We start from the raw sequence: 20,982 nt of genomic DNA on the forward strand, positions 1-20,982 counted from the left end.
ATCGGCCTTCGGCAATCTTGAGCGAGCTGCGCCTCCCAGTTTGAGCGCCGCTTCGAGCAACTTGGATCTGCCATCCCAGTTGTCATACCCCGCGGTCGACATACAGGCCACCGTGCCGGCGCAAGACTTCACACATGCAGAAGACTTCACACATATTGTCGGCTTGGCATGGGACCATAGTTGCCGATCGGCGCCCGATGCTCTGATCGGCTCACTGGCCAAAAAAGGCTGCCTGCCGGCGACACCGCTCCGGCCGCAGGCACATTTTTACATCCACGGTCGGCCTTGGACGCCGAAGCTCGGGCAAGGGACAACGGAGCCGACCCCAAACAATCCGCGAGGACTTAACGTTACGCTCGTTCCTGGACATGGACCTCAATCTCGCGAGCCCGCAGGGGCGCACATCGAAGGCGATCCGAAATATGTCCCAGAAGGAGAGCTATCTTCAAGGACCAGGGCTGCGACGTCTGCGATGCCGACGAAGGAGGCCAAAGGCTGTGGAATGTGGTCGTGTCTTAAATCGGGGGTTGGCAAAGTCCTCCGAGGGAGTCATCGCGAGAAATCGTCCGGTCGTCTGGATCAACGGGATGGACAGGCCTCGGGATCCGCCGTCCCAGCGCGGCCTCCGCTGGTGCTCCTCGGCACGGATTGGCTGGAGGACCAGCATATCGTGGCGGATTACAGAATCCGGGAGCGGGAGTTGCATAGGAACAATCCGGATTTGGCTGCCCGCACGCGGTTCGTGTGGCCCGCGCAAGCTCTTCTGCTGCGCTTGGCCGGAGACGAGGACACCTTGCGGGGGATCGTCAACGACGAGGATGGTAACGATACCGCCGACTTCCTGTTCCTGCCAATAAACAATGCCCATGCTGATTGCCGCGGCAATCATTGGTCGCTTCTGTTCGTTGATCGCAGCAACCGGGAAAGCCCGATTGCCTATCACTACGATTCCTACAAGAACCACAACGCGACCTCTGCAGCACAGCTCTCAGACCGGCTGCACGCCAGCCTGGAGCGCCCGCGCATGAAGCAGCAAAAGAACAGTTATGATTGCGGCGTCTTTATGCTGGATGCCACGCGGAAACTGGTTGACCGATTGGAGCAAACACAGCAGATCGATGCCGAACTGCTGAACCTTGGCAAACTCGTCGCCGATCGGAAGGCACTCGAGCACCGGCTCGGGAAGATACGCTTGTAACGCCGAACAGGATGACAGCTCGGGCCGATGGAGCTGACTGGAGCGGCTCTTTCCCGCACCAAAACCGGCCAGAATAGTCGCCAGCCGCTGATCGTGCAGCTTCACCAATCAGCGCACGGACGACTGGCCAGGTACGAGGACTGAACGACGTGGGTACGGCTCGCGTATGATCCCGCTCCGCGCTTGATCGCGTTTTGCCGGGCTGTGACGCATAATATCGCACCCACCAGCTGACCGGACGCTTCGAGACCGTGTGAGATGTTGACCCAGGGAGCGACATGTGCGCCCCGGCAAACCCAATTGCACGCGGTCGTGATGGGCGCGGATCGCCTCTCCGTCATACCTGGGCTCGGCCGAGGACAGCGCATTCCTACGCGACCGAGGCCGGCACCCGGCGACAGTTCTAGTCTAGCTCCGTCGCAAAGCGAATTTCGCAGTCGTTGAGGAGCGCCGGCGCTTAGTTGCTTGGTCCGATGCCGTTTCGTTGCGCTAGTTGAGGCCAGGTCCCGCGAATCTCCTTGCTCGGAACAGCGGAAGTCGCGATGCACGGACTGACGATCGCGCCGACAAAAATAAGCAAATATGGGGACGCGATCATAAAAACGCCTTTGCGCTAAGCGCTGTTGCACCGTCTTTTTAATTGCGGCGATAGCAAGTAACGTTCCGCCTCGAAACTGCGCCGATTTGGTCGGTGGAACGCGCTCAAGTCCTTTGACGAGAACTTCTCGAGCACATGACTGCTTGCCGAACGCTCCCTTGTGCTCAGCTGTACTGCCAACGAAATCTACGCCACCCACAATGCTTGGCTAGATCAAGCGCCGACGCGTGACGTATTGACACAATCCAGAGGTCGCCGAGCTGGTGATGAGTGAGCTCTGCAAGGATGGACGACGTTTGCGGGATGAAGCCGAGAACGTCATGAATTGGACCACGTCGACGCTTGTCCGGTTTCTGACAACAGCGCCGCCTTTGTTAAGTTGAGGACTCCTGCCGTCATCTGTCGAGCCTCAATTTAAAAACATACTCAGTAGCTTAAGCCTTTGGCATAACCGTTGCTATTGAGATGCAACAACCTGCGTGGGTGGCTGGTGGACGTTGATGCGTAAGACGAGCGATACTCTCCTTTACTTGGCCCCTGTGCCTCGTTGCGGAGAAAAAAGGCCAGCACGCCCTCTAATGCGCTTTGAGTCGCACGGAAAAAGCGTCTTCACTTTGCATCAGGCGTCTCCGCCAGCCGATCGGCTTCGCAAAGGTGCGGAACGGGCAGCAATGCGCCGCTGCAGGCACCTCTAATGCGACGCTTGGATACTGACGCTGCTGATGAGCAAGGCTGAAAGGTGTGAGATGCATCTCATACTCGGAATTCTCGGCGAGAAGGCCGAATCATTGGGCCAGAACGCAAGGAAGGCGTTTGGACCGGAAGGTGGATCCGTGGGACGCGGGCTCGGCTGCAGGTGGCACCTTCCAGATCCAACTAACATGCTGTCAGCACGCCACGCATCGATCGCATTCAATGGCATCGGCTTCACGATCACCGATACGAGCACCAATGGCGTTTATATCAACACTGTGGACGCGCCGCTGGGTCGCGGAAACACAGCGCCGTTAGCCGATGGCGATACACTTTACATGGCCAGCTACATCATCTCAGTCATGATCGAGAACGATCCTGCCGAGGAACGGCAACAGCTCGGGGTGGCCGGCTCGAATGCCGAGCGCCTCGGCGGCACAATGCAGGCGCTGCCCTCGTCTTCACCCGTGAAGGAGCGCCCTAATGTACCTCTTCCGGGCGTTCGACCATTGACCAGAGATGCCGATCTTCGACACGATCCGCTGATGGCGATCGGCGGGCGACAGTCCTCTTATTCGCAAGCACAAGTGGGACCCCAGGCCATCGCTTCACCACAGGCACCCCATCCGTCGTGCTTTCCTAAAGACGTTATATTCGGCAACGAGGCGGGCTCAGTTGATCCGAATTTGCTGACGGATCTTCCTCGGCGACTGTCGAGCGCAAGCACCACGGAGAAGCCGTCCTCGTATGCGCTGTTGGGCGAAAAAGAGCCCCCACTTGTCGCATCATCCCATCGGCCGATACGCTCGGATGGTGGTGGTGCGCCGTTGAGTGGCCGTCCTGCGCCAACTATTCCTGATGACCTCGACCTTACCGGTCTGCTGCCGGAAAAAATTTCGCGCGGAGTGTCGCCGCGGCCATCGAAGCCCCGCTTCGAGGCGCCGAACGAGACGATCCAGGTCGCGCATGACCCGCTCGGTCCCGCTCTGACCAATGATCTCTGGACGCTGCGAGGTCTCGGCAGATTGGCGTCACGACCCGGGGAATACGAGCTTGATCGCTTGGCAGGCCCGAAGGAGCCTGCCGCGCTGCGACCGGTTGGCGCTGCGGAGGTTGGCAGCGGGGTAACCATCGAAACTCCGCTTTTGCCCGTGGCCTCTCCGCCTGATGCAGACGAACTGCAGGCGTTCTGGAACGTCCTCGGGTTCAATTCGAGCCTTGTGCTGCCAACGCAGCGCCGCGAGTTCTTTGCCGAACTGGCTCGCGCGCTCGCCGAAATGGCGAACGGCCTTCATTCGATACTAGCGGCATGGACCATGGTCAAGAATGAGTGCCAGATCGAGACGACGCGGATACGCGCTGATAACGACAATGCATTCAAGTTCATGAAGAGCAATCATGACGCACTGCGCGAGGCGCTGGCGACCGATCACGGAGTCCTGCGGCTTTCCCGGTCGGTGCGCGAAGGCTTTGATGACATCAAGGCGCATGAGGTTGCGGCCATAGCGGCGATGCGCGGGGCGGTCGGCAATGTGCTAACGCGTATGAGTCCCCAGCGCATCGAGAGCGACGGCGCAAATAACGGGCGTTTCGGCCCCCGCGTCGACAAGACCAAGCTATGGGACCGATTTGTCGAACTGCACGCATCGATGGTCAATGACATTGATCGGACCGCGCGCGCCTATATCGCGGAAGAGTTTACCCGAAGCTACGAGTCGCAGCACTCGACGTGTAACGAGGATGAAGGGAAGCCGACTGATGGTGGTGCCGCGAAACAAATTTCATCGGTTGGCCGTCGTTAGCGGAGCGTTGCTCGTGGTCACCGCCACGGTCAGTTGTTCGATTGATAAGAGCATGAAGACGACGCCAATCAAATTCGTGATCCAAGCCGACAATCTCGTCAATCCAAATGCGCGCGGGACGCCGTCGCCGGTTGTCGTTCGTATCTATGAGCTGAAGTCGGCGACCAATTTCACCCAAGCGCAGTTCTTCGAACTGTTTGATAATGACGCCAAACGCCTCGGTCCCGACCTGGTGGCTAAGCGCGAGATCGCGCTGACGCCCGGCGCCAAAGAGGCTTTCGAGCGCAACACGCCGGTTGAGACACGCTACATCGGTGTGATCGCCGGTTTCCGCATGGGCGACGAAGCGCAATGGCGCTCGACTGCCGAAATCAAACCCGACCGCGACAACACGATTCTGGTGAAACTTACGGCGCAGGCGGTCAACATTGAGGAGGAGGCCAGCCATAACTGGTGGAAGATCCTTTGACGACGCCTGTCATGATGGTGGCGGCGCGCCGGGCAGACGCAACCTATAGGAAATCAACGAACAGGCGACCAATACGATGTCCGTTGCAAGCAAACCGATCTGGTCAGAAGGCATGTTGGTGCGGCCGCAGCACTTGCAGCAATACGACCGCTGGGTTGAGCAATTGGTCGAGAACCGCGTTGGCGGTCTGGTCGGTTACGGCTGGGGTATTCGAAAATGTGCCTTTGATCGTCACCTGCTGACGCTTGGACAACTCGCCGTTACCGAACTTGAGGCCATCATGCCCGACGGTACGGCGCTTCGTTTGCCGGAATATGCCCGGCGTCCCGGAGCACGAGTGCCTCCGCCGGGGGCGAAGAACCTGCTGGTCAAGATAGCCCTTGGCACCGATCGGAGCAGCGGTAGCGACCTCTCTTCGGGGGAAGCGCCTGCGCGCCGCCATGCTCAGGAGGTCCTGCAGGTCCGGAATGTGACGGCCCCGCAGAAGCCTGCCGTCGATATTAGTGTTGCTGCGCTGATGCCGCACCTCGTTTTTGAAGGCGAGGAGCAGTGCGATCTCATCACGCTGCCTATCGGTCGTATCCTGGACGTCGATCCGGCCGGCGCGATCACATTGTCCGACACCTACATCCCGCCGGCCATCGACATCCACGCGGTCCAGCCGCTAATCCTGCTGTTGAACGAGATCAGATCGCTGTTACGGACGCGCGCTGAGGCGCTTTCCGCGCGCGCCGATCCGGCGCGCTCGACAGCAGACGCAGCGGGACTGGTGGATCTTTTGACGTTATCCATCGTGAACGGCGCCGAAGCCGTTTTCGACCACTTCGCAACAACAGTTGGGCATCATCCTGAAACACTCTTCCGCGCACTGCTTGGCCTCGCAGGACAGCTGTCGAGCTTCGTCGATGATCGCCGCAAGCCACAAGATATGCATTCTTATCGACATGAGGATCTCGAGAGCGGCTTCGCGTCTTTAGCTGAGAGGTTGCGCAAGATCTTATCCGTCGTGATACAGAGCGCCGCTATATCGCTCCCGTTGCAGGATCGAGGGTATGGCATCATGACCGGCGTCATTACCGATCGCACATTGTTCCAGGACTCTCGCTTCGTTCTCCTCGCTGTGGCAAGCGTACCGACCGAGACGTTACGGAACCAGCTTCCAGCGCAGATGAAAGTAGGCTCGGTCGAGCAGATTCGCGATCTCGTCAACCTTCAGCTCCCGGGTATCCCCATCCGCGCCCTGGCCGTGGCGCCTCGCGAGGTGCCCTACATCCAGAATGCCGTCTATTTCGAGTTAGACCAGTCGGTGGAGCTGTGGCGCATCCTGCCGCGCGCGGCCGCCTTTGCTTTCCACGTCAGCGGTGACTACTCGAATCTGCATCTCGAATTCTGGGCCATCCGCGGGAAACGTGCGTGACAGGACCGAAAGACACGGATGAGCCGACAGTCCTTGGACGCAGACCTGCCGGTCCGACCCGTAACGATCACCGCGGGCAATCTTCCGCCGACGTTCCACCGAAGGTCGCCGCCCCGACGCTCGCTTACGCGCCGGCTCCAGCATCGAAACCAGGCGAACTGCGGGCAACCCACCATACCGAAATCGTAGCGCACGGTCTCTTCGAGCCAAGGGCAGCGGAAGACACCTTGGTCGCGGCCGCTGCACCGCTCCTTTTGCTCGTCTCACAGCTTCGCTCCGTCAACGATGCCGATATAGGCGCGCTGCGGCGCGGGATTGTCGAGCATATCCGTGGCTTCGAGGAACGTGCCGCTAAAGCTCAAGCCGGCGGCGGCGATGTGAGAGCCGCCCGTTACGTGATGTGCGCGCTGATCGACGAGGCCGTGATGACCACGCGCTGGGGCGGTGAAAGCAACTGGAGTGACAATAGCCTGCTCAACCAGTTTTATAACGAGACTTGGGGCGGCGAGAAGGTCTTTCAGATGCTCGATCACGTCCAGGCGGAGCCAGCCAAATATCTCGCGTTGCTTAAGCTCATTAATATCTGCTTGTTGATGGGCTTCGAAGGCAAATATCGCGTGGTGGAAGGCGGCCGGGAACGGCTTGAAGACTTGCGCTCCGAGGTTCAGCGCCTTTTGCGGGAACACACGACCGCAGCGCCCACCGAACTATCGAGCCAATGGCGCGGCCTCAGCGTGCGCATGGGCGTGCGTAGTTACCTGCCGTTGTGGATCGTCTTCGCCGCCGCCGCTATTGTGGTGCTCATCGGCTATGGCTTGTTTCGGTGGCGTCTCTCGGGCGAACTTGCACCCGTCGAACACTTGCTCGACCTGATCGGCCGCTCCGCGCCGCACTAAAAGGAGGAGGTGCAGATGTTCGGCGCCCAATTCGCGGCAGTCTTCTCGGCTCGAGGCTTCATCACGCTGATCGGCTTGCTGGCGCTCGGCATGCTCGTCTGGTTCGGGGGGCCTTATCTCGAGCTGTTCGGTCGATATCCGTTCTATTCGGTCACCGCTCGCGCCGCCACAATCGCCGGTTTCTTCGGGGCGGTGGTTGTCGTGATCTTTGTCCGATACTGGCTGGCGCGCCGCGCCAATCGCCGCGTCATCAAGTCACTGATGGAGAGCGAAGGCCTCATGGTGGCCTCCAACGATCGCCGCCTTGAGGAGATCGAACTGATCCGCAGCCGCTTCGAGGACGCGCTGAAGGTCCTGCGCGATACGGTGTTCGCCGGAAAGCGCGGACCAAGCTATCTGTTCGAGCTGCCCTGGTACATCATCATTGGTCCGCCGGGCGCCGGCAAGACAACGATCCTGCGCAATTCGGGCCTCGAATTTCCGCTGGCCGAACGGCTCGGCGTCGACCCGGTCGCGGGCGTCGGCGGCACGAGAAACTGCGACTGGTGGTTCACCGACGAAGCAGTCCTTATCGACACGGCAAGCCGTTATACGACGCAGGATAAGGATGCCGAGGTCGATCGCGCGGCTTGGAACGGCTTTCTCGATCTTCTCGCGACGCATCGGCGCCAGCGGCCGATCAATGGCGTCTTGGTCGCCATCAGCCTGACCGATCTCTTGCTGTGCGAGGAAGACCGGCGGCGGCGGCTCGTCGGTTCAGTTCGTTCGCGGATACAGGAGCTACTGAAGAAGTTTAGCATGCGCATTCCAGTCTATGTTCTGGTAACGAAATGCGATCTGGTACCTGGCTTCACCGAATACTTTGACGATCTCGACCATGAAGGCCGGGCACAGGTGTGGGGGAAAACCTTTGCCCTCGAGGGGCCGGGCGATCACATTAGTGACGTCGTAACGCTTGAGATCCAGGAGCTTGCTGAGCGGCTCGAGACCGAATTGGCCTTTCGCATGCAGGAGGAACGCAATCTTAGCCGCCGCGCAATCATGTATGCATTTCCTAAAGAATTCTGGAGCATCCGGACAGCAATCACCGGCTTCGTCAGCGAGGTGTTCCGGACGAGCCGATTCGAAGTGCCGCCGATGCTGCGCGGCGTCTACTTTACCAGCGGTACGCAGGAAGGGACGCCAATCGACGGGGTGAGCGGCGCAATCAGGTGGAATTTCGGTCTGCACTCCGCGCAGCGCTTGTCGTCAATCGGATCGGTGAAGACGTTCTTCATCAAGCGGTTGCTAACCGACGTGATCTTCGCTGAGCAGGGACTGGTCGGCCGCAATGCCAGAATCGAGCGTAAGCTCGCGCTGGTGCACGGCTGCGGCTATATCGCGGCCGTTACGCTGGCGGTGGCTGCATTGACCCAGTGCTACGGTGCCTTCACCCGAAGCGAAGTGCGCATTGCGGAAACCCGAATGGCCGCGCAGACGATGCAGGCCCACCTCCAGGAAATCCGCGCCCCCCTGGACCTGAAGAACCTCTTGCCGATCCTGAATGCCGCGCGCCGGCTGCCTCAGGCTGCCGGCGAGGGTAGTTGGTATGCTTGGCTTGAAGGCCTTGGCTCCCCGTCGCTCGCGCCGGCTGCGCAAGCGGCCTATGATCACATTCTGGTCGACCGTCTGCTGCCGATTTTCGCCGGCAGGCTTGCAGTCCGCATCGAAGCATTATTGCGTACGGGCGACGACACTTTCCCGGACCAGGCCAAGGACGTGTTCCGCACATATTTGATGCTGAGCAATCCAAGGCATTTCGACCGCGGCAAAGTCGAGCAGGCTGCGCGCACTGAAGTGGCACTCGCGTTCGCGCTCGATACGACATCAGCGGGCGAACTGAGGGAGCATTTTTCACGCTTGATTGAGTTGTTGCCGAAGCCGATCACGAATGACCAGAGATTCGTCGTTGAGGTTGGTTCGCGCCTGACGGAGCGTCCTCTCGTCGATCAGGTCTATGCCCGTCTGTTGCGCGAAGCAGCGCAGGAGACGCGGCTCCGCGCGATCGATCTGGTCAGTCTGCTGGGTTCCGGCGAGCTTGAGATGCGTGCTTCGCAGATTGTCGGTCCCGCCACTGTCCGGCAGGAGCCTGCCTATTTGAGCAATCGTGCGATAATCCCTGGCATCTTCACGCGCGACGGGTTCCTCGATTTCCTGCTGCACCGCCTGCCGCTCATCGTCCGAGAAGAGCAAAGCGACGACTGGGTCCTTGCCGGTAGCCCGTTTGACCCAACCGACGCACAGCAGGTCGTGCTCAAGGTCATTGACCGGTATGTTACTGATTATATCCGCATTTGGACAAACGTCCTAAGCAGCATTCGCGTCGTCAAGTTCGGCGACATGGAGCGCGGCTCAGCGGTCCTGCGCGGACTTGCCGGCTCGCAAAGCACGCTGCTGCAGATCATTTCCCTGGTCCGTGACAACACTTACCTGCCACCCCCCGGGCAGCAGACCTCAGGCGAGACCGGCGGTACCGCGGCCACCGCGTTCTCGGCGGCATTCGGCGATACGCCTTGGCCAGGAACGCGGATCACCGAAGCATTCCGACCTCTGTCTCAACTGGCCACAGCCGGATCCTCGGGACAGCCGGCCAGCATGGATCACATTCGCGATCTTTTCGGCGGCCTCTATGCGACAATGGTCAACATCGCGACAGCGCCGGATCCCGGCCGAGCCGCATTTCAGCTCGTCCAGCGGCATGTCAAAGACCCAAGCAACGATGCTTTCGGCGCCTTGCGCGCCGATTCGGCGCTGCGGCCGGACCTGGTCCGCACCACCATGAACGACATCACGTTCTCGACATGGAGCATCTTGCTCGACCAGGCGCACGACTACGTAAATGCTGTTTGGAAGCGCGAAGTGGTCCCGGTCTGCGAGGCTGTGATCTTCCAGCGCTATCCGGTATATGCGACGGCGACGGAGGATATAACACTGAAGGATTTCAGCGATTTCTTCCGACCCGGCGGCGTTCTCGATGACTTTTTTCGAAAATACCTGTCGCCGCTGGTGGTCGAAGGACGGAACGGGCTTGCGCTCGCGACCATCGATGGGGCGACGGCGCCGATCCTGGCCGATGCTCTAGCCCAATTTCAGCGCGCGAGGGAGATGAGGAAGGCGTTTTTCAGCGGCGCAGGCTCCGCGCCCGCGATGAAGTTCAGCGTCAAGCCTGTCTATCTCGCCTCCAAACTGCTGCACGCGACGTTCGTCATGGATGGCAAGGAAATCGTCTATCGTCATGAGGCGCCACGTGCCTACGAGCTCGAATGGCCGACTCGATCCGATGCAAGCACGGCCTCCGTCACACTCGCCGCCGTGGATGGAACCGAGGAGAAGATTGAGAGATCGGGCCCTTGGGCGCTGTTCCGACTCGTGGATGCCTCGCGGCTGTCCTCGCGCGGCGCCTCCGATCGGTTCACCATCACGATCGGCAGACCTGACCGGCCCAAGGTGACCTACGAGCTGCGCGCGGAAAGCGTAAGCAATCCGTTCAGCTTGAGTGTCCTTCGTTCGTTCCGATGCCCGAATAACCTATGATAGCGTGCGCCGTGAGACCTCTTTCTAGTTCTGTCGGGAAGAATGCGTCGGTGGCCGAGCTGGTCGACGCTCTGATCGCCCCAGTCCCGTATTGCCGTCTCGTGCAGGAGACAACCGACGATACCAATACGATTGTCGACCGCGTGGATGGGGCTGCACTGTGAGTCCGGTACCCTTGGGATGCGTGCTCGGCGGTCGTTTCGACCTGGTAGAGGTGATTAGCGAGGGTGGCACCAGTACCGTCTATCGTGCGATCGATCGGATCGGCCTATGGGCGCGTGAGCAAAATCCTGAAGTAGCGGTGAAGGTCATCCAACCACATTCGAAGATGCGTCAGAAATTAGTCCAGCTGCTGCATCGTGAGGCGCGCCTTGCACGCAACTTCCTGCACCGAAATTTGGTGCAGGTCTACGATTCCGATTACGACGGCAAGTACCACTACCTGGTCATGGAGCTCTTAAAGGGCCGTTCCCTGGCGCAGATCCTGGCCAATCGTCAGCGACTGCCGCTGTCACCCTCTGTATCCTTTCAGATCGTTCGCGCGGCCGGGCAGGGGCTCGCCCACATGCATTGTCTAGGTATCGTCCACGGCGACCTCAAGCCAAGCAACATCTTCATAACCTCGACGGGCGAAATCAAAATACTGGATTTTGGGACAGCTTTCATGCTCGACGTTTCGCCGCAACACGACGGAGCCACGGCCATGCTTGATCAGATCGGCCTCCTGACACCGGCTTATGCTTCGCCAGAGATGCTGATGGGTGAGCCTCGAGCGGAAAGCGACGATGTCTATTCGCTCGCTGTGGTAGCCTATTTGGCCCTGACCGGCGCGCACCCATATGCGCAGCAGCCAGCCAATGAGGCACTCAAGGCGAGGCTCACACCAGCACCGCCGCTGACCATTTCACCAGCGCAATGGCGGGTGCTCGCTTCAGGCCTTGCCCTCAACCGCCGCGACCGTATCGAGACCGTCGGCGAGTTCGTCCAGCGTCTCGGCCGCCCACCTTGGTTCTACCGGCTGTTCGGCCAGCGCGCACTGCCGTCGTAGAAACGAGTAGGCGCACCTAAAGCGACATTTCTCGATAGACAGCAGACTAAGGTCGAATGCGCGCTCATGGACAGCAGACAGGATCTCTCTCTTTGAGTGTTCGTCGAACCACTCACGAGCGAGACTTCTCCACTCCACTCATCATTGTTTTCACCGCAGCTCGGGTCCCTCTCAAAGAAGTCGTTCACAATGCCTTGCAGATCTCTCAAATCTAATTTCCGGTCCCCCTTCGGCCTGTAGGGTTCACGGCGTATGTAAGTATGGCATCGGGATCTCCTGGGTCGGCAGAAGCCCGAACTCTTCCAGGACGCCGATCAGCTCGGGGCCGGCCACTCCGTTGCCGTGGCGGGCCAATGCGGACTCTCTCTTCGATATCGTGCAAATCAGGTCGCTCGTAACGTATCGCTGAATCGCTTACCGCGGGTACTGTTTCTCCTATCCACCTCATAGCGCCGCGCCCTGATAGGGGCCGGGCCCCTGGTTGGAGCCACCGCTGTTGCCACTGCTGCTGCCGCCCTTGCAATCCGGTGGTAACGACGATGGCCCACCTCCATCGAAACCCGTTAAACGGCGTAAATTCAGCGGTGGCCGAAGTGGCGGCGGTAATCGGATTCAAGAATGCGTCGATCGCAGATGAATGCCGAGGGCTCACCGGGGTGAAAGCTTGTCCGCATCTGGCAGCCGACAGGCGGTGTCATGTTCAGAACACCTGCCGTCGTTTGCCCAACCTGAACGTTTTCAAAACCTAATTTAATGGCTTAGATGAGGAGGACGCCATTGGCACGACCATTGCTATTGGGATGCAGCGACCCTGGTTGGCTGGGTGCATTGGAAGTCCTTCCCTTGAAGCTGCGAGCCTCGTTTTGAGAGAGAATCCCAACACATCGTCCACCGTACCTGAGAGCGCACGAAGAGATCTTCCTTTTCGACCCGTGCTGGCGAGCAAGGCTGAAGGATGCACCTCATGCTCGGTGTCCTCGGAGAGAACGATGGACACCTGGGCTGCAATGCAAGACAGGCGTTCGCTGCCAACAGGCGGCTACTTGAGACGCGGATCTAGTTGCCAGTCGCAACTTCCAGACAGAAACAATCCGCCACGCGCTGATCGCATTGTTCTGTGTCGGCTTCACGATCCTCGACGCGAGCACCAATGGCCCCTACATCAACGTTATGACGCACCGTTGGGACGCGGCATCCCGGCGCCGTTAGCAGATCACGATGCAACGTGGCACTGGAAATCTCGCATCGGCGCCGCCACCCACTGTTTCGCCAGCACAATGTCTCGTGCTCGCTTCAAGGCTTACCCTCAATCGGGCGACCGCGTCGAGACTATCGGTGCGTGCGTCCAGCGCCTCGGTCGCCCGTACAGGCTTTACCGTTTCTGCGGAAGGCCCATGCCGCTGTCGTAAAACGAGTAAGGGAATGAGATATCATTTGAGCATTGAATGCTTCGGTATCGCACGGCTCGCGGTCGACCTCTCTCTCCGCCACACTGGTGGCAAACGTGTTCGCACTGCCAAACTGTGACTTGGTGTAGCGATGGCCGACGACTCCAATCTCAGTATTAGCCTGGACATTCACAGCAAGCCCGATATTGAGCTCGACGTGCAAGGGTTCGAGGGCACAGAGTGCATTTCCATGCCGTTCAGTTATGTGATTTACGCGACCACGTCGAGCGATGTCGATACCAGCTATTTGATTGGTGAATGCGCCAAGCTGACTGTCAAAACCAGATGCGGGCGATGGATTGCCTCGGGCCTCTGTGCCCAGGTCGAGGAACTGGACCCGACGGTAACTGAACTACGGGTGCTCCAGTTCGTTCTGCGCCCGCGCTTTGCCGTCGCAGACCTCTCCGTCGCAAGCCGCATTTATGGCCCTGGTCAACCGATGGGCGTCGATGACATCGTCAAGGAGCAGCTGAGCAAGGCGTGCATCAGCATCCCCACCGAATACAATCTTGATCGCTACCCCAAGAAAAATTACGTCGTGCAGTACAATGAAAGTGATTTGACCTTCATTTCGCGCCTTTGCGAACGGAACGGAATTTTCTATTTCTTCAAGCAGGAAGATGGCGGTGAGATCGTCGTCTTTGGCGACAAGAATCTGGCCTTTCCCAAGGTCGAGTTCGGCGCCAACTCGGTGATTCTTTACGCGCACCAGCGCGACCGCCATCTGCCTCGGGGTGTTCACGAAAGCGCCGTTCTGTCATTCCGGCAGCGCCGGGTTCTCTCCACAGGGACCATTGCCTTCCGAGATTACGACGAAACCGTGGCTTCCGTCGTGTCCGCCGATCAACCTGTTGGACAAGGTAGCGGCTTTCTGGGCAGGGCCTCGCGATTCGGCGGCCATTTTACTAGCGAAGCAGAAGCGAACACGCTGGCCCGAATCCGTGCCGAGCAAGTCTGCGCCGGCCAGACAATGTACATCGCGCACAGTGACGCGCCACAGGTACGCGCTGGCGTCATTTATAAGTTGCAGGGTCATCCCCGTTTTGACGGTGAATATCTCGTCGTCGCCGCGGATCACTCGGCCTATCGCCCCGCGTCGACCGGGTTCCAAGCGTTTGGCCAGCACGGGCGAGCCTACCAAAACATGGTCCACTGCATCCGGTCGGACGTGCCTTACCGTCCGGTCGCTATGACGCCTGTGCCTTCGGGCCTCGGCCTCCATACGGCCACGGTCGACGGAGAAGCGTGGAACGGGCGGGCCGAGATCGACGACCAGGGGCGCTATAAGCTGCAGTTTGCGTTCGTCGACGACCAGGCGAAGGGCCGTGGTAGCCACTACGTGCGCAAGCTCGAGCCTTATGTAGGTCCGAATCAGACCGGCATGCATTGTCCATTAGTTCCAGGAACGGAAGTTGCGGTCGCCTACTTCAACGACGACATTGACCGTCCGGTGATAGTCGGAGGGGTTCACAATCCTGCGATGAAGGGGGGAGTGACCTCGCAGGCGCACTTGTTCAATCGTATCAAAGCGCAGTCTGGGGCCTTGTTCGAGATTTACGACGGGCCTGCGTGACTATCTCACCCTATAACGCCTCATGACTGTCTGGAGGCCCGCAACTCACGAGATCGACCCGCTGTTGGAAGCGGTTGCTAACACGGCGCGGGCGAGCATCCTGCCGGCAGCGTCGATCAACATACCGCCGCCGTCGGCGGATGGCGTTCGTTCGCAACGGCTTCGTGACGGACGAGAATTGCGCCTCAAATTATCCTCGCAATACCTGGAGCAAGGACAGCGAGGGTCTTGCACGGTGCTCGTCTACACGCTGCAGGGCAACGCCGTTGTTGATAACTGCATGGGTTACAGTGTGACGGCCCAAGCGGTGCTCGACGTTGCCACGCGTGCCTTTCTCAATGTCGAGTGTCGGTTGGTGCCAGTCGGCCCTGCTGTGCCGTGACAGATCACTACCCGACGGGGGGCGAAATCATCGCTTGATTCTGTCGGTGCGCGGAAATCTACGCACTGTCGTTGACCGTCAGATCCGGAAGGCCGGCACTAGCAGGCAGCGGATGCATACGGCTTTTGGCACGAATGTTGCGATACAGATCGTGCTGGTTGCGCCAGCGTATCACAAGGACCGAGAAACGAAAATGTCACTTGAATCCTATATGACGATCAAGGGGAAGAAGCAGGGCGACATCTCCAAAGATGCCTCCAAGCCGGACAGCATCGGGCAAGTCGCCAAGGGCGACTCTGGTAAGCAAGCGAAGATCACGGTCGTCGCATTCACCAGCGGTATTGCCGTTCCGTGCGACGTGACGAGCGGTATCGCCACCGGCGCTCGCAACCACAAGCCAGTGCTCTTCACCAAGTTCTTCGATCGCGCCTCGCCACTGCTGTGGCAGGCGCTGGCCACCAACGAAGTGCTCGAAGAGGTACTCTGCGAGTTCTACCGCACCGATCCCGGAGGCATGCCGCAGCCGCAGAACTTCTTCAAAATCACATGGAAGAATGCGACCTTAATTGAAGGCAAAGCCTATGTGCCGCTGACGATTAACCCTCAGAACAGCTTCTATCAGAACATGGAAGACTGGTCGTTCACCTACAAGGAAGTAAAGTGGGAGCACGTTCCCGGCAGCACCAGCGGCGAGGATAAATGGTGAAGCGGCCACGGCCTTTATGATACCGCCGTTCTGCGATTCCAACCCGTCACCTTTGATCTTGGAAAGACAAGCTGAGGACGCTGACTTGGTCCCAGACATTGTCGGGGTATATCGGCGCACATTGACGCTGGCGTCGCAGGACTGGCGGCGGCCATGCCGGGCGTGCTGAGCGGCCGCTGGAACCTCGAAAAGTCAACGCTCTTCAAACAGGCGTCTCTCGACAGATTGGCGGTCAAGCTCCGTCAGCTGGGCCTCCGGTGGCGATCGATGCGACCGCATAGCTGACAGGTTCTGAAGGGTTGCTGGATGAGAGCGGACGTAGCAACCGGGCTTTCTGATCTCGCTGCCAAGATGAAAGCACGGGTGGAAAAATGGGCGCCCGCCTTTGAGCGCTCGGTCATCCAGCGCCTCGGTTACTTGCTTGATTTCGTCAAACACAGCCAGCCGGCCGAAGGATTCCACGCTCATCCGTAAAACGAAAAAACTGCTGCCCTGGGTCGAGTTCGATCCATCCAGACGTGCAGGCTAGACCCAAAACGCACCCGAACGTGACACGCGCTGGAACGTTCTGTCCGCCGCCGCCGGAGACGATCAATTTGGCCTGCCATGAACATCGTCGCGTGGAGCCAACACGCGCCAAGGCCGGCAGATCGAGACTACATCGCGAGCGCTCGTCGAAACCTTCAACGATGGCCATTTGAAGAAAGAGATAAGGTTCGGTTGAGGGGCGCCGTGTTGCGGGCTGCGGATGGGGCACGCCCCATACGATATCGGAGCGATACGGCCTCGGCTCACCTTCACAGAGAAGGCTGAGGATAAAATGGGTCGTAACCTATTTGCATGAAGGTCGAGAATCGCCACGCACGAACGCGCCGCTTATGACAGCGACAAAAACGTTCGTTCGAGGTCAAAAATCCTTCGTTCAACGGCAAGGCGGAGTAATGGCACTCGATAGTTTCGCGGCCTCGACAAGGTTTTCGGGAGCTGCAACCGCGGCTTCAAACGACCTTGCGACCTCGGGTGCCTGGCGAGGCGTGCTAGCACGTCGGCTCCGAACCATGTCTCCAACTCGGGACGAGCAGCCACGGCCTGTGCGCCGGCTTCGGATGGATCGCCCGAGAAGACCAAGATGCCGCGCGCATCTGGAAATTGCAGGCAATAGTGGTCGATGTCGTCTACGGCGTGGCTCGGTGCGGGCAGCAACATACCAGCGCACAAAATATGGCCTCCGACGCGCACCTCATGAAGGTCTTCGTGATCCGGTCCACTGAGCCGCCGCGGTATAACACGCAAACCAAAACCTTCCGGAACTGCTCGTGGGTGCGCGCCGCTCAATCAATCATTGGTGCGCGCAGCAATGCCTCCAGTCGTCGCCGTCCTTCATCGATCACTCCAGCCCAGTCACCGTGCCGTTCCTGCACGACGACTTCGAATGAGGGGTACCACAATGGCTTTCCGCCGGCCTGGGCCCAATACCAAGGATAACCGCGCGGCACGAAGACCACGCCGGGGACGCCGAGCGCCCCGGCGACATGGATGGCGAAGCTGTCGGGCCCGACCACTGCATCGAGATTGGCGACTGCCGCGATCAATTCCGCAGGGCACTCGATATGCGCACCAGCATCTATCGGACGGTTCCATCGCTTCATGTCATGCCGTTGCACGTCGGTCATCAAACTGACGGGCGTAACGGAGCGAGGAACCGCAGCTGCGATCTGCTCCATCGATAGCCCGAGAGCGCCGCCCTCCCATACGATTCCCACCAAAGGCCTTGCGAACGTGGCCAGGGCATCCCGCCATCCGGCGAAGAGCTTGGCCTCGGATCGCAGATAGGGAATGCCATCGGCAACGTTCCCGGCGTTGGTCGGCAGAATGCCCAATAACGCTTGCAGGGGCGTGGCTGAGAGCTGAGGCCTCGGCTCGTCAGGAATGATCTGCTCGGCCAGGCCGGTAAGAAGAGCCTGGTAACGTGGCTCTGCGACGACGTGCACATTTTGCTGGCTGGACAGCCGACGCAAATGACGAACGAGCACTATGAATTCGAGGGCGTCCGTCGTCGGCGGCACGACTATGCGCCTAACCTGCGCCAAGTCGACGGGCTTGGGCGTCGGGAAGCGGCCAAGCGTCAATTCAAGGGTGGCCTCCAGAGACTTCGCCGATTCGTCGTTAGGTCGCGTGCGCGCGAGGTGGCTGGCAAGCTTGAGAGCTTCATCAAAGCGGCCGACGAATTGCAGAATACTTGCCAAAGCAAGCGCCGCGGAGGGGAGCGTTTTGCGCGCGCGAACGAACTGTGTGAGCTCCGCAATTGCCCGATCCTCCTCGCCGGCGGCAATCATGACGCGGGCCAGGATTTCGCGGGCGCCAAGGTGCATCGGCGCATAGGCGAGCAACCTCCGGCAGGTGGTCTCCGCTTCCGCCCAAAGCCCCTTCGCCGCTCGGCAATAAGCCAGATGCGAGAGCCCGGCTATGTCGAGCGGCGCGCGCAGATGCGCGCGTTCCGCAACGTTGAGCGCTTCGTCGAAGTCGCCGCGATCAAGCAAGAGCACCGACAAATTGCGCAGCGTATCGGGATCGTTCGGGGCAACCTCCAGGGCACGAAGCAGGGCGGTCTCGGCCGACGAGTAATGGCGTAAGGCGAGATCAATGGTGCCGAGTTGAAGGAGGGCGCGCGGGTTGCCTGGCTCGTCTTGGACAACCGCCTCTGTAATCGCGCGGGCTTCCGCAACATCGCCGCGACTTTCCAGGGCGTGAGCCAGCGCGAGCTTGATCTCCTGGTTGCGCGGGGCGAGCCCCGCTGCGCGCTTGAGGCAAGTAACCGCCTCATCAAGGCGGCCGAGCATTTCATGGGCGATACCGAGGTTAGTAGCAAGGCCCGCGTGATCGGGATAACCGCTTGCAGCCTCCGCCAGCTGCTCGAACGCTAATTCAGTGCGATGTCGCGCAAGCGCCAGTGTAGCCTTTGCATTGAGCGTATCGGGATCGTTTGTGGCGACCACCTCCTCCAGCAGCGCCTCCGCTTCCTCGAGACGGCCGCTCGCAATAAATTCCTGCGCCGTTCTAAGCCGGTCTTGCCGGGTCGGAGCCGGCATGCCAGTGGTCAGCATGCGCGCTATGCAACCGTCACGCGTTTGCCGTCGAGGCGGAGATCTTCGCTCACCGCGATGACTTTGCTGTGAGCCATCTCGGAGGCGATGCCGGTGACCCTAACGGCTTGGGTTTGGGCCTGCAACGAGTCGATGCGTTCGATAACCGCGATGCGCTCGACTGCCTTTACCGTAAGCGAATCGGCGCTCGCTTCCTGGATGCGCGCCAAGCAGCGGAAATGGTCCGCGATCAAAGTGTAGAGCTTGCCGATCCAGGTGCTTTTGTCCGCGAGCACGGCCAACAGCTTAGCCTGCAGATCGATGCTATCGGCACGCAAGGAAATGCGCCGGCGCGCGGCGATAGTGATAGTCTCGCCCTCGATCGACATGTTGCGATCCCCCGGTAGGCCGATCATGCCCCAACTGGAGCCCGTTCGCTCGAGCACGGTCACGACGAAGGTTTGCTCCGCCTCGCTGAAGAGCAGCACCGCGTCCTGTGGAATAGGCCGGACCAGGCAGCCAACGGCCACCGTCGCCGTGTGACGAGCGCCGGCGACTTCGACCACCACCGTCGCGCCATCGTCGCTGACTGACACAACACGGGCGGTGTGATGTCCAGGTCCAAGCAAGCGCTCGGTCATCGCCAAGATTTCGTTTGCGGCACGGAACGTCATAGTCATCTTTCCCTCCGGCCAGCTATACGAAGATTACTGACTTCTTTTGTATGACTTCCTCATTGCCGGTGCTGGACATGATGTCCGCTACTCGGCTCACAAGCTCGTGCCTTTCGGTGTTCACCTTTCCGCTTCTCAATTCTTCTTGTGATACGGACACGCTGGTCTTGCAGAGCGTGCTGTCGCGGCCGACCGACTTCAAGTCGTCAACGGGCGCGAGCTTGAAATCGCTTCTCCTGAGAATCTTGGTGTCACTATCAGCCGATTTGTAGTTGCGTCCTAAGACAGACTTCGCCGAATTGCCGTTCACTTGCTTGATGCCGTTTCCTTTGACGATATCGAGCTTGTTGCCGATCGTTACAGAGTGCATATCACTGAAATTGACTGAACATTCGCGGGACACCCTGAACGTCAAGGATTCTCCGAAGTGCATGCACAGGTTACGGGCCATAGTCAGCGTGGTGGCTGCGCCTCTCATGCAGGTGTATTTAGTCCCTTGGAAGAACTCGGTGGTGTTACCCATCGTCTGCCTTTCCGAGTCGCCGCCGTTGGTTTCCGACTTGGAGCCTTTATTGATTATCTTGAAGCGGTTCGAAGCCGTCAGGGTGATATCGGCGAACGTCCCGTTAGCGCCAGCAGTGAGTGATAGGCCATTTTCGGCGGAGATATCACAAGTGCCTTTCGGGACCATATGTTGGGAGTTGCCGTTCGTCACTTCCGTCGTCTGACCGCGACCGATTTTCATCAGCGCAACACCTTCGACATTTGCCTGGAAGTCCTTATTGGTGAAGGCAAGTATGCCGGCATTGTCGGTTTCACGCTTACTGGTGACAGCAGGGTCTTCGTTAATGACCGCGGTGAGTCCGGTGACAATGTTTGCCTCTTCGCTCGAATAAGAGCCGAGGCGCAAATAGGTTGACTTCGTCAGCGGAGAGACCAGTGTTTCTGGAACGACTAGTCGCGTGTAGGCATCTGGCACAGTGGGCTCCTCAATCGTATCAGTCTATCGGCATCTTAGCGCAGCGCCATCAAGCGGGTTTGCGAGGGCGATATCGAAACTCCGAGCACATTCGGGCTGGCACCGTTCTGCTTGGTCGGCATCCCCATCTTGGTTGCCGGTGACCCGCCGATCGATAAATTGTCCGATCCGGCCTTGGCGCGGCCGGGACCCATGACAAGGCCAGACACGACGCCGAGGGCAACACCCGCGTTGTCACCCATCGATATCGCGCGCTCGGTCGTCATGTTGTGTGCAGGCATACACATGATAAAACAGCGAGACTGTGTGGGAATGGCCGTCATGTTCATGGTGGTGTTTGGGTAGGGAACGGGCACGAGGGCCGGACCGGTTGGCGTGTTGCAAACGTCGGGAAAGCCGTGATCCGCCGCCGGCATTGGGCCATTTGCATTGATGAAGGGCAT

The 20,982-nt window shown here is 59.5% G+C and carries 15 protein-coding genes; 11 read left to right on the forward strand and 4 right to left on the reverse strand.

The genetic code is table 11. The features are described from left to right. Nucleotides 1–631: 631 nt before the first annotated feature. The 11 genes from XI09_RS07720 to XI09_RS07770 all read left to right on the forward strand — a co-directional run bounded on the left by XI09_RS07720 (nucleotide 632) and on the right by XI09_RS07770 (nucleotide 16,277). The gene (locus tag XI09_RS07720) at nucleotides 632–1,198 is read left to right on the forward strand and encodes a Ulp1 family isopeptidase (RefSeq protein WP_271566347.1); all 567 of its coding nucleotides are present in this window, start codon (nucleotides 632–634) and stop codon (nucleotides 1,196–1,198) included. A gap of 1,344 nt (nucleotides 1,199–2,542) precedes the next feature. Further along, nucleotides 2,543–4,291, forward strand: coding sequence for a type VI secretion system-associated FHA domain protein (locus XI09_RS07725; protein ID WP_271566360.1), 1,749 nt, complete (start codon nucleotides 2,543–2,545; stop codon nucleotides 4,289–4,291). A 13-nt stretch (nucleotides 4,292–4,304) separates the two neighbouring features. Next, on the forward strand, nucleotides 4,305–4,760 hold the full coding sequence (gene tssJ / locus XI09_RS07730) for a type VI secretion system lipoprotein TssJ (protein WP_271566348.1): 456 nt from the start codon (nucleotides 4,305–4,307) through the stop codon (nucleotides 4,758–4,760). A gap of 76 nt (nucleotides 4,761–4,836) precedes the next feature. Beyond that, the gene (tssK, locus tag XI09_RS07735) at nucleotides 4,837–6,177 is read left to right on the forward strand and encodes a type VI secretion system baseplate subunit TssK (protein WP_271566349.1); all 1,341 of its coding nucleotides are present in this window, start codon (nucleotides 4,837–4,839) and stop codon (nucleotides 6,175–6,177) included. After that, nucleotides 6,174–7,073, forward strand: a complete 900-nt coding sequence (gene icmH / locus XI09_RS07740; protein ID WP_271566350.1) for a type IVB secretion system protein IcmH/DotU — start codon at nucleotides 6,174–6,176, stop codon at nucleotides 7,071–7,073. Before tssK ends, icmH begins: the two co-directional genes overlap by 4 nt. 15 nt (nucleotides 7,074–7,088) lie before the next feature. Then, on the forward strand, nucleotides 7,089–10,646 hold the full coding sequence (tssM, locus tag XI09_RS07745) for a type VI secretion system membrane subunit TssM (RefSeq protein ID WP_271566351.1): 3,558 nt from the start codon (nucleotides 7,089–7,091) through the stop codon (nucleotides 10,644–10,646). 184 nt (nucleotides 10,647–10,830) lie between these two features. After that, nucleotides 10,831–11,694, forward strand: a complete 864-nt coding sequence (locus tag XI09_RS07750) for a serine/threonine-protein kinase (protein ID WP_271566361.1) — start codon at nucleotides 10,831–10,833, stop codon at nucleotides 11,692–11,694. A gap of 1,539 nt (nucleotides 11,695–13,233) precedes the next feature. Continuing rightward, nucleotides 13,234–14,715: a type VI secretion system Vgr family protein gene (locus XI09_RS07755; RefSeq protein WP_271566352.1), complete on the forward strand. Its 1,482-nt coding sequence runs from the start codon at nucleotides 13,234–13,236 to the stop codon at nucleotides 14,713–14,715. A 64-nt stretch (nucleotides 14,716–14,779) separates the two neighbouring features. Further along, nucleotides 14,780–15,097 (forward strand): hypothetical protein, encoded by a 318-nt coding sequence (locus tag XI09_RS07760; RefSeq protein ID WP_179880026.1) that lies wholly within the window; start codon nucleotides 14,780–14,782, stop codon nucleotides 15,095–15,097. 34 nt (nucleotides 15,098–15,131) lie between these two features. Next, on the forward strand, nucleotides 15,132–15,803 hold the full coding sequence (locus XI09_RS07765) for an Hcp family type VI secretion system effector (protein ID WP_179880025.1): 672 nt from the start codon (nucleotides 15,132–15,134) through the stop codon (nucleotides 15,801–15,803). A 306-nt stretch (nucleotides 15,804–16,109) separates the two neighbouring features. Further along, the gene (locus XI09_RS07770) at nucleotides 16,110–16,277 is read left to right on the forward strand and encodes a hypothetical protein (protein WP_271566353.1); all 168 of its coding nucleotides are present in this window, start codon (nucleotides 16,110–16,112) and stop codon (nucleotides 16,275–16,277) included. A gap of 857 nt (nucleotides 16,278–17,134) precedes the next feature. Here the strand turns inward: XI09_RS07770 and XI09_RS07775 are convergent. The 4 genes from XI09_RS07775 to XI09_RS07790 are packed head-to-tail and all read right to left on the reverse strand — an operon-like array spanning nucleotide 17,135 to nucleotide 20,982. After that, the gene (locus tag XI09_RS07775; protein ID WP_271566354.1) at nucleotides 17,135–18,907 is read right to left on the reverse strand and encodes a tetratricopeptide repeat protein; all 1,773 of its coding nucleotides are present in this window, start codon (nucleotides 18,905–18,907) and stop codon (nucleotides 17,135–17,137) included. A gap of 5 nt (nucleotides 18,908–18,912) precedes the next feature. Beyond that, entirely contained in the window at nucleotides 18,913–19,566 is a 654-nt protein-coding gene (locus XI09_RS07780) for a DUF3540 domain-containing protein (RefSeq protein ID WP_097669401.1), read from the reverse strand. 16 nt (nucleotides 19,567–19,582) lie between these two features. Next, nucleotides 19,583–20,539 (reverse strand): hypothetical protein, encoded by a 957-nt coding sequence (locus XI09_RS07785; RefSeq protein WP_271566355.1) that lies wholly within the window; start codon nucleotides 20,537–20,539, stop codon nucleotides 19,583–19,585. A 35-nt stretch (nucleotides 20,540–20,574) separates the two neighbouring features. Further along, the gene (locus XI09_RS07790) at nucleotides 20,575–20,982 is read right to left on the reverse strand and encodes a DUF4150 domain-containing protein (protein WP_097669399.1); all 408 of its coding nucleotides are present in this window, start codon (nucleotides 20,980–20,982) and stop codon (nucleotides 20,575–20,577) included.

The organism is Bradyrhizobium sp. CCBAU 11386 (assembly GCF_028128955.1).
In the GTDB taxonomy this organism is placed as follows: Bacteria; Pseudomonadota; Alphaproteobacteria; order Rhizobiales; family Xanthobacteraceae; genus Bradyrhizobium.

Bases quoted from the DNA above. Each gene is read 5' to 3' on its own strand.
- XI09_RS07725 (WP_271566360.1), top strand. From the start codon at position 2,543: ATGCATCTCATACTCGGAATTCTCGGCGAGAAGGCCGAATCATTGGGC.
- tssK (WP_271566349.1), top strand. From the start codon at position 4,837: ATGTCCGTTGCAAGCAAACCGATCTGGTCAGAAGGCATGTTGGTGCGG.
- tssM (WP_271566351.1), top strand. From the start codon at position 7,089: ATGTTCGGCGCCCAATTCGCGGCAGTCTTCTCGGCTCGAGGCTTCATC.
- XI09_RS07755 (WP_271566352.1), top strand. From the start codon at position 13,234: ATGGCCGACGACTCCAATCTCAGTATTAGCCTGGACATTCACAGCAAG.
- XI09_RS07770 (WP_271566353.1), top strand. From the start codon at position 16,110: ATGAGAGCGGACGTAGCAACCGGGCTTTCTGATCTCGCTGCCAAGATG.
- XI09_RS07775 (WP_271566354.1), bottom strand. From the start codon at position 18,907: ATGCTGACCACTGGCATGCCGGCTCCGACCCGGCAAGACCGGCTTAGA.
- XI09_RS07780 (WP_097669401.1), bottom strand. From the start codon at position 19,566: ATGACTATGACGTTCCGTGCCGCAAACGAAATCTTGGCGATGACCGAG.
- XI09_RS07790 (WP_097669399.1), bottom strand. From the start codon at position 20,982: ATGCCCTTCATCAATGCAAATGGCCCAATGCCGGCGGCGGATCACGGC.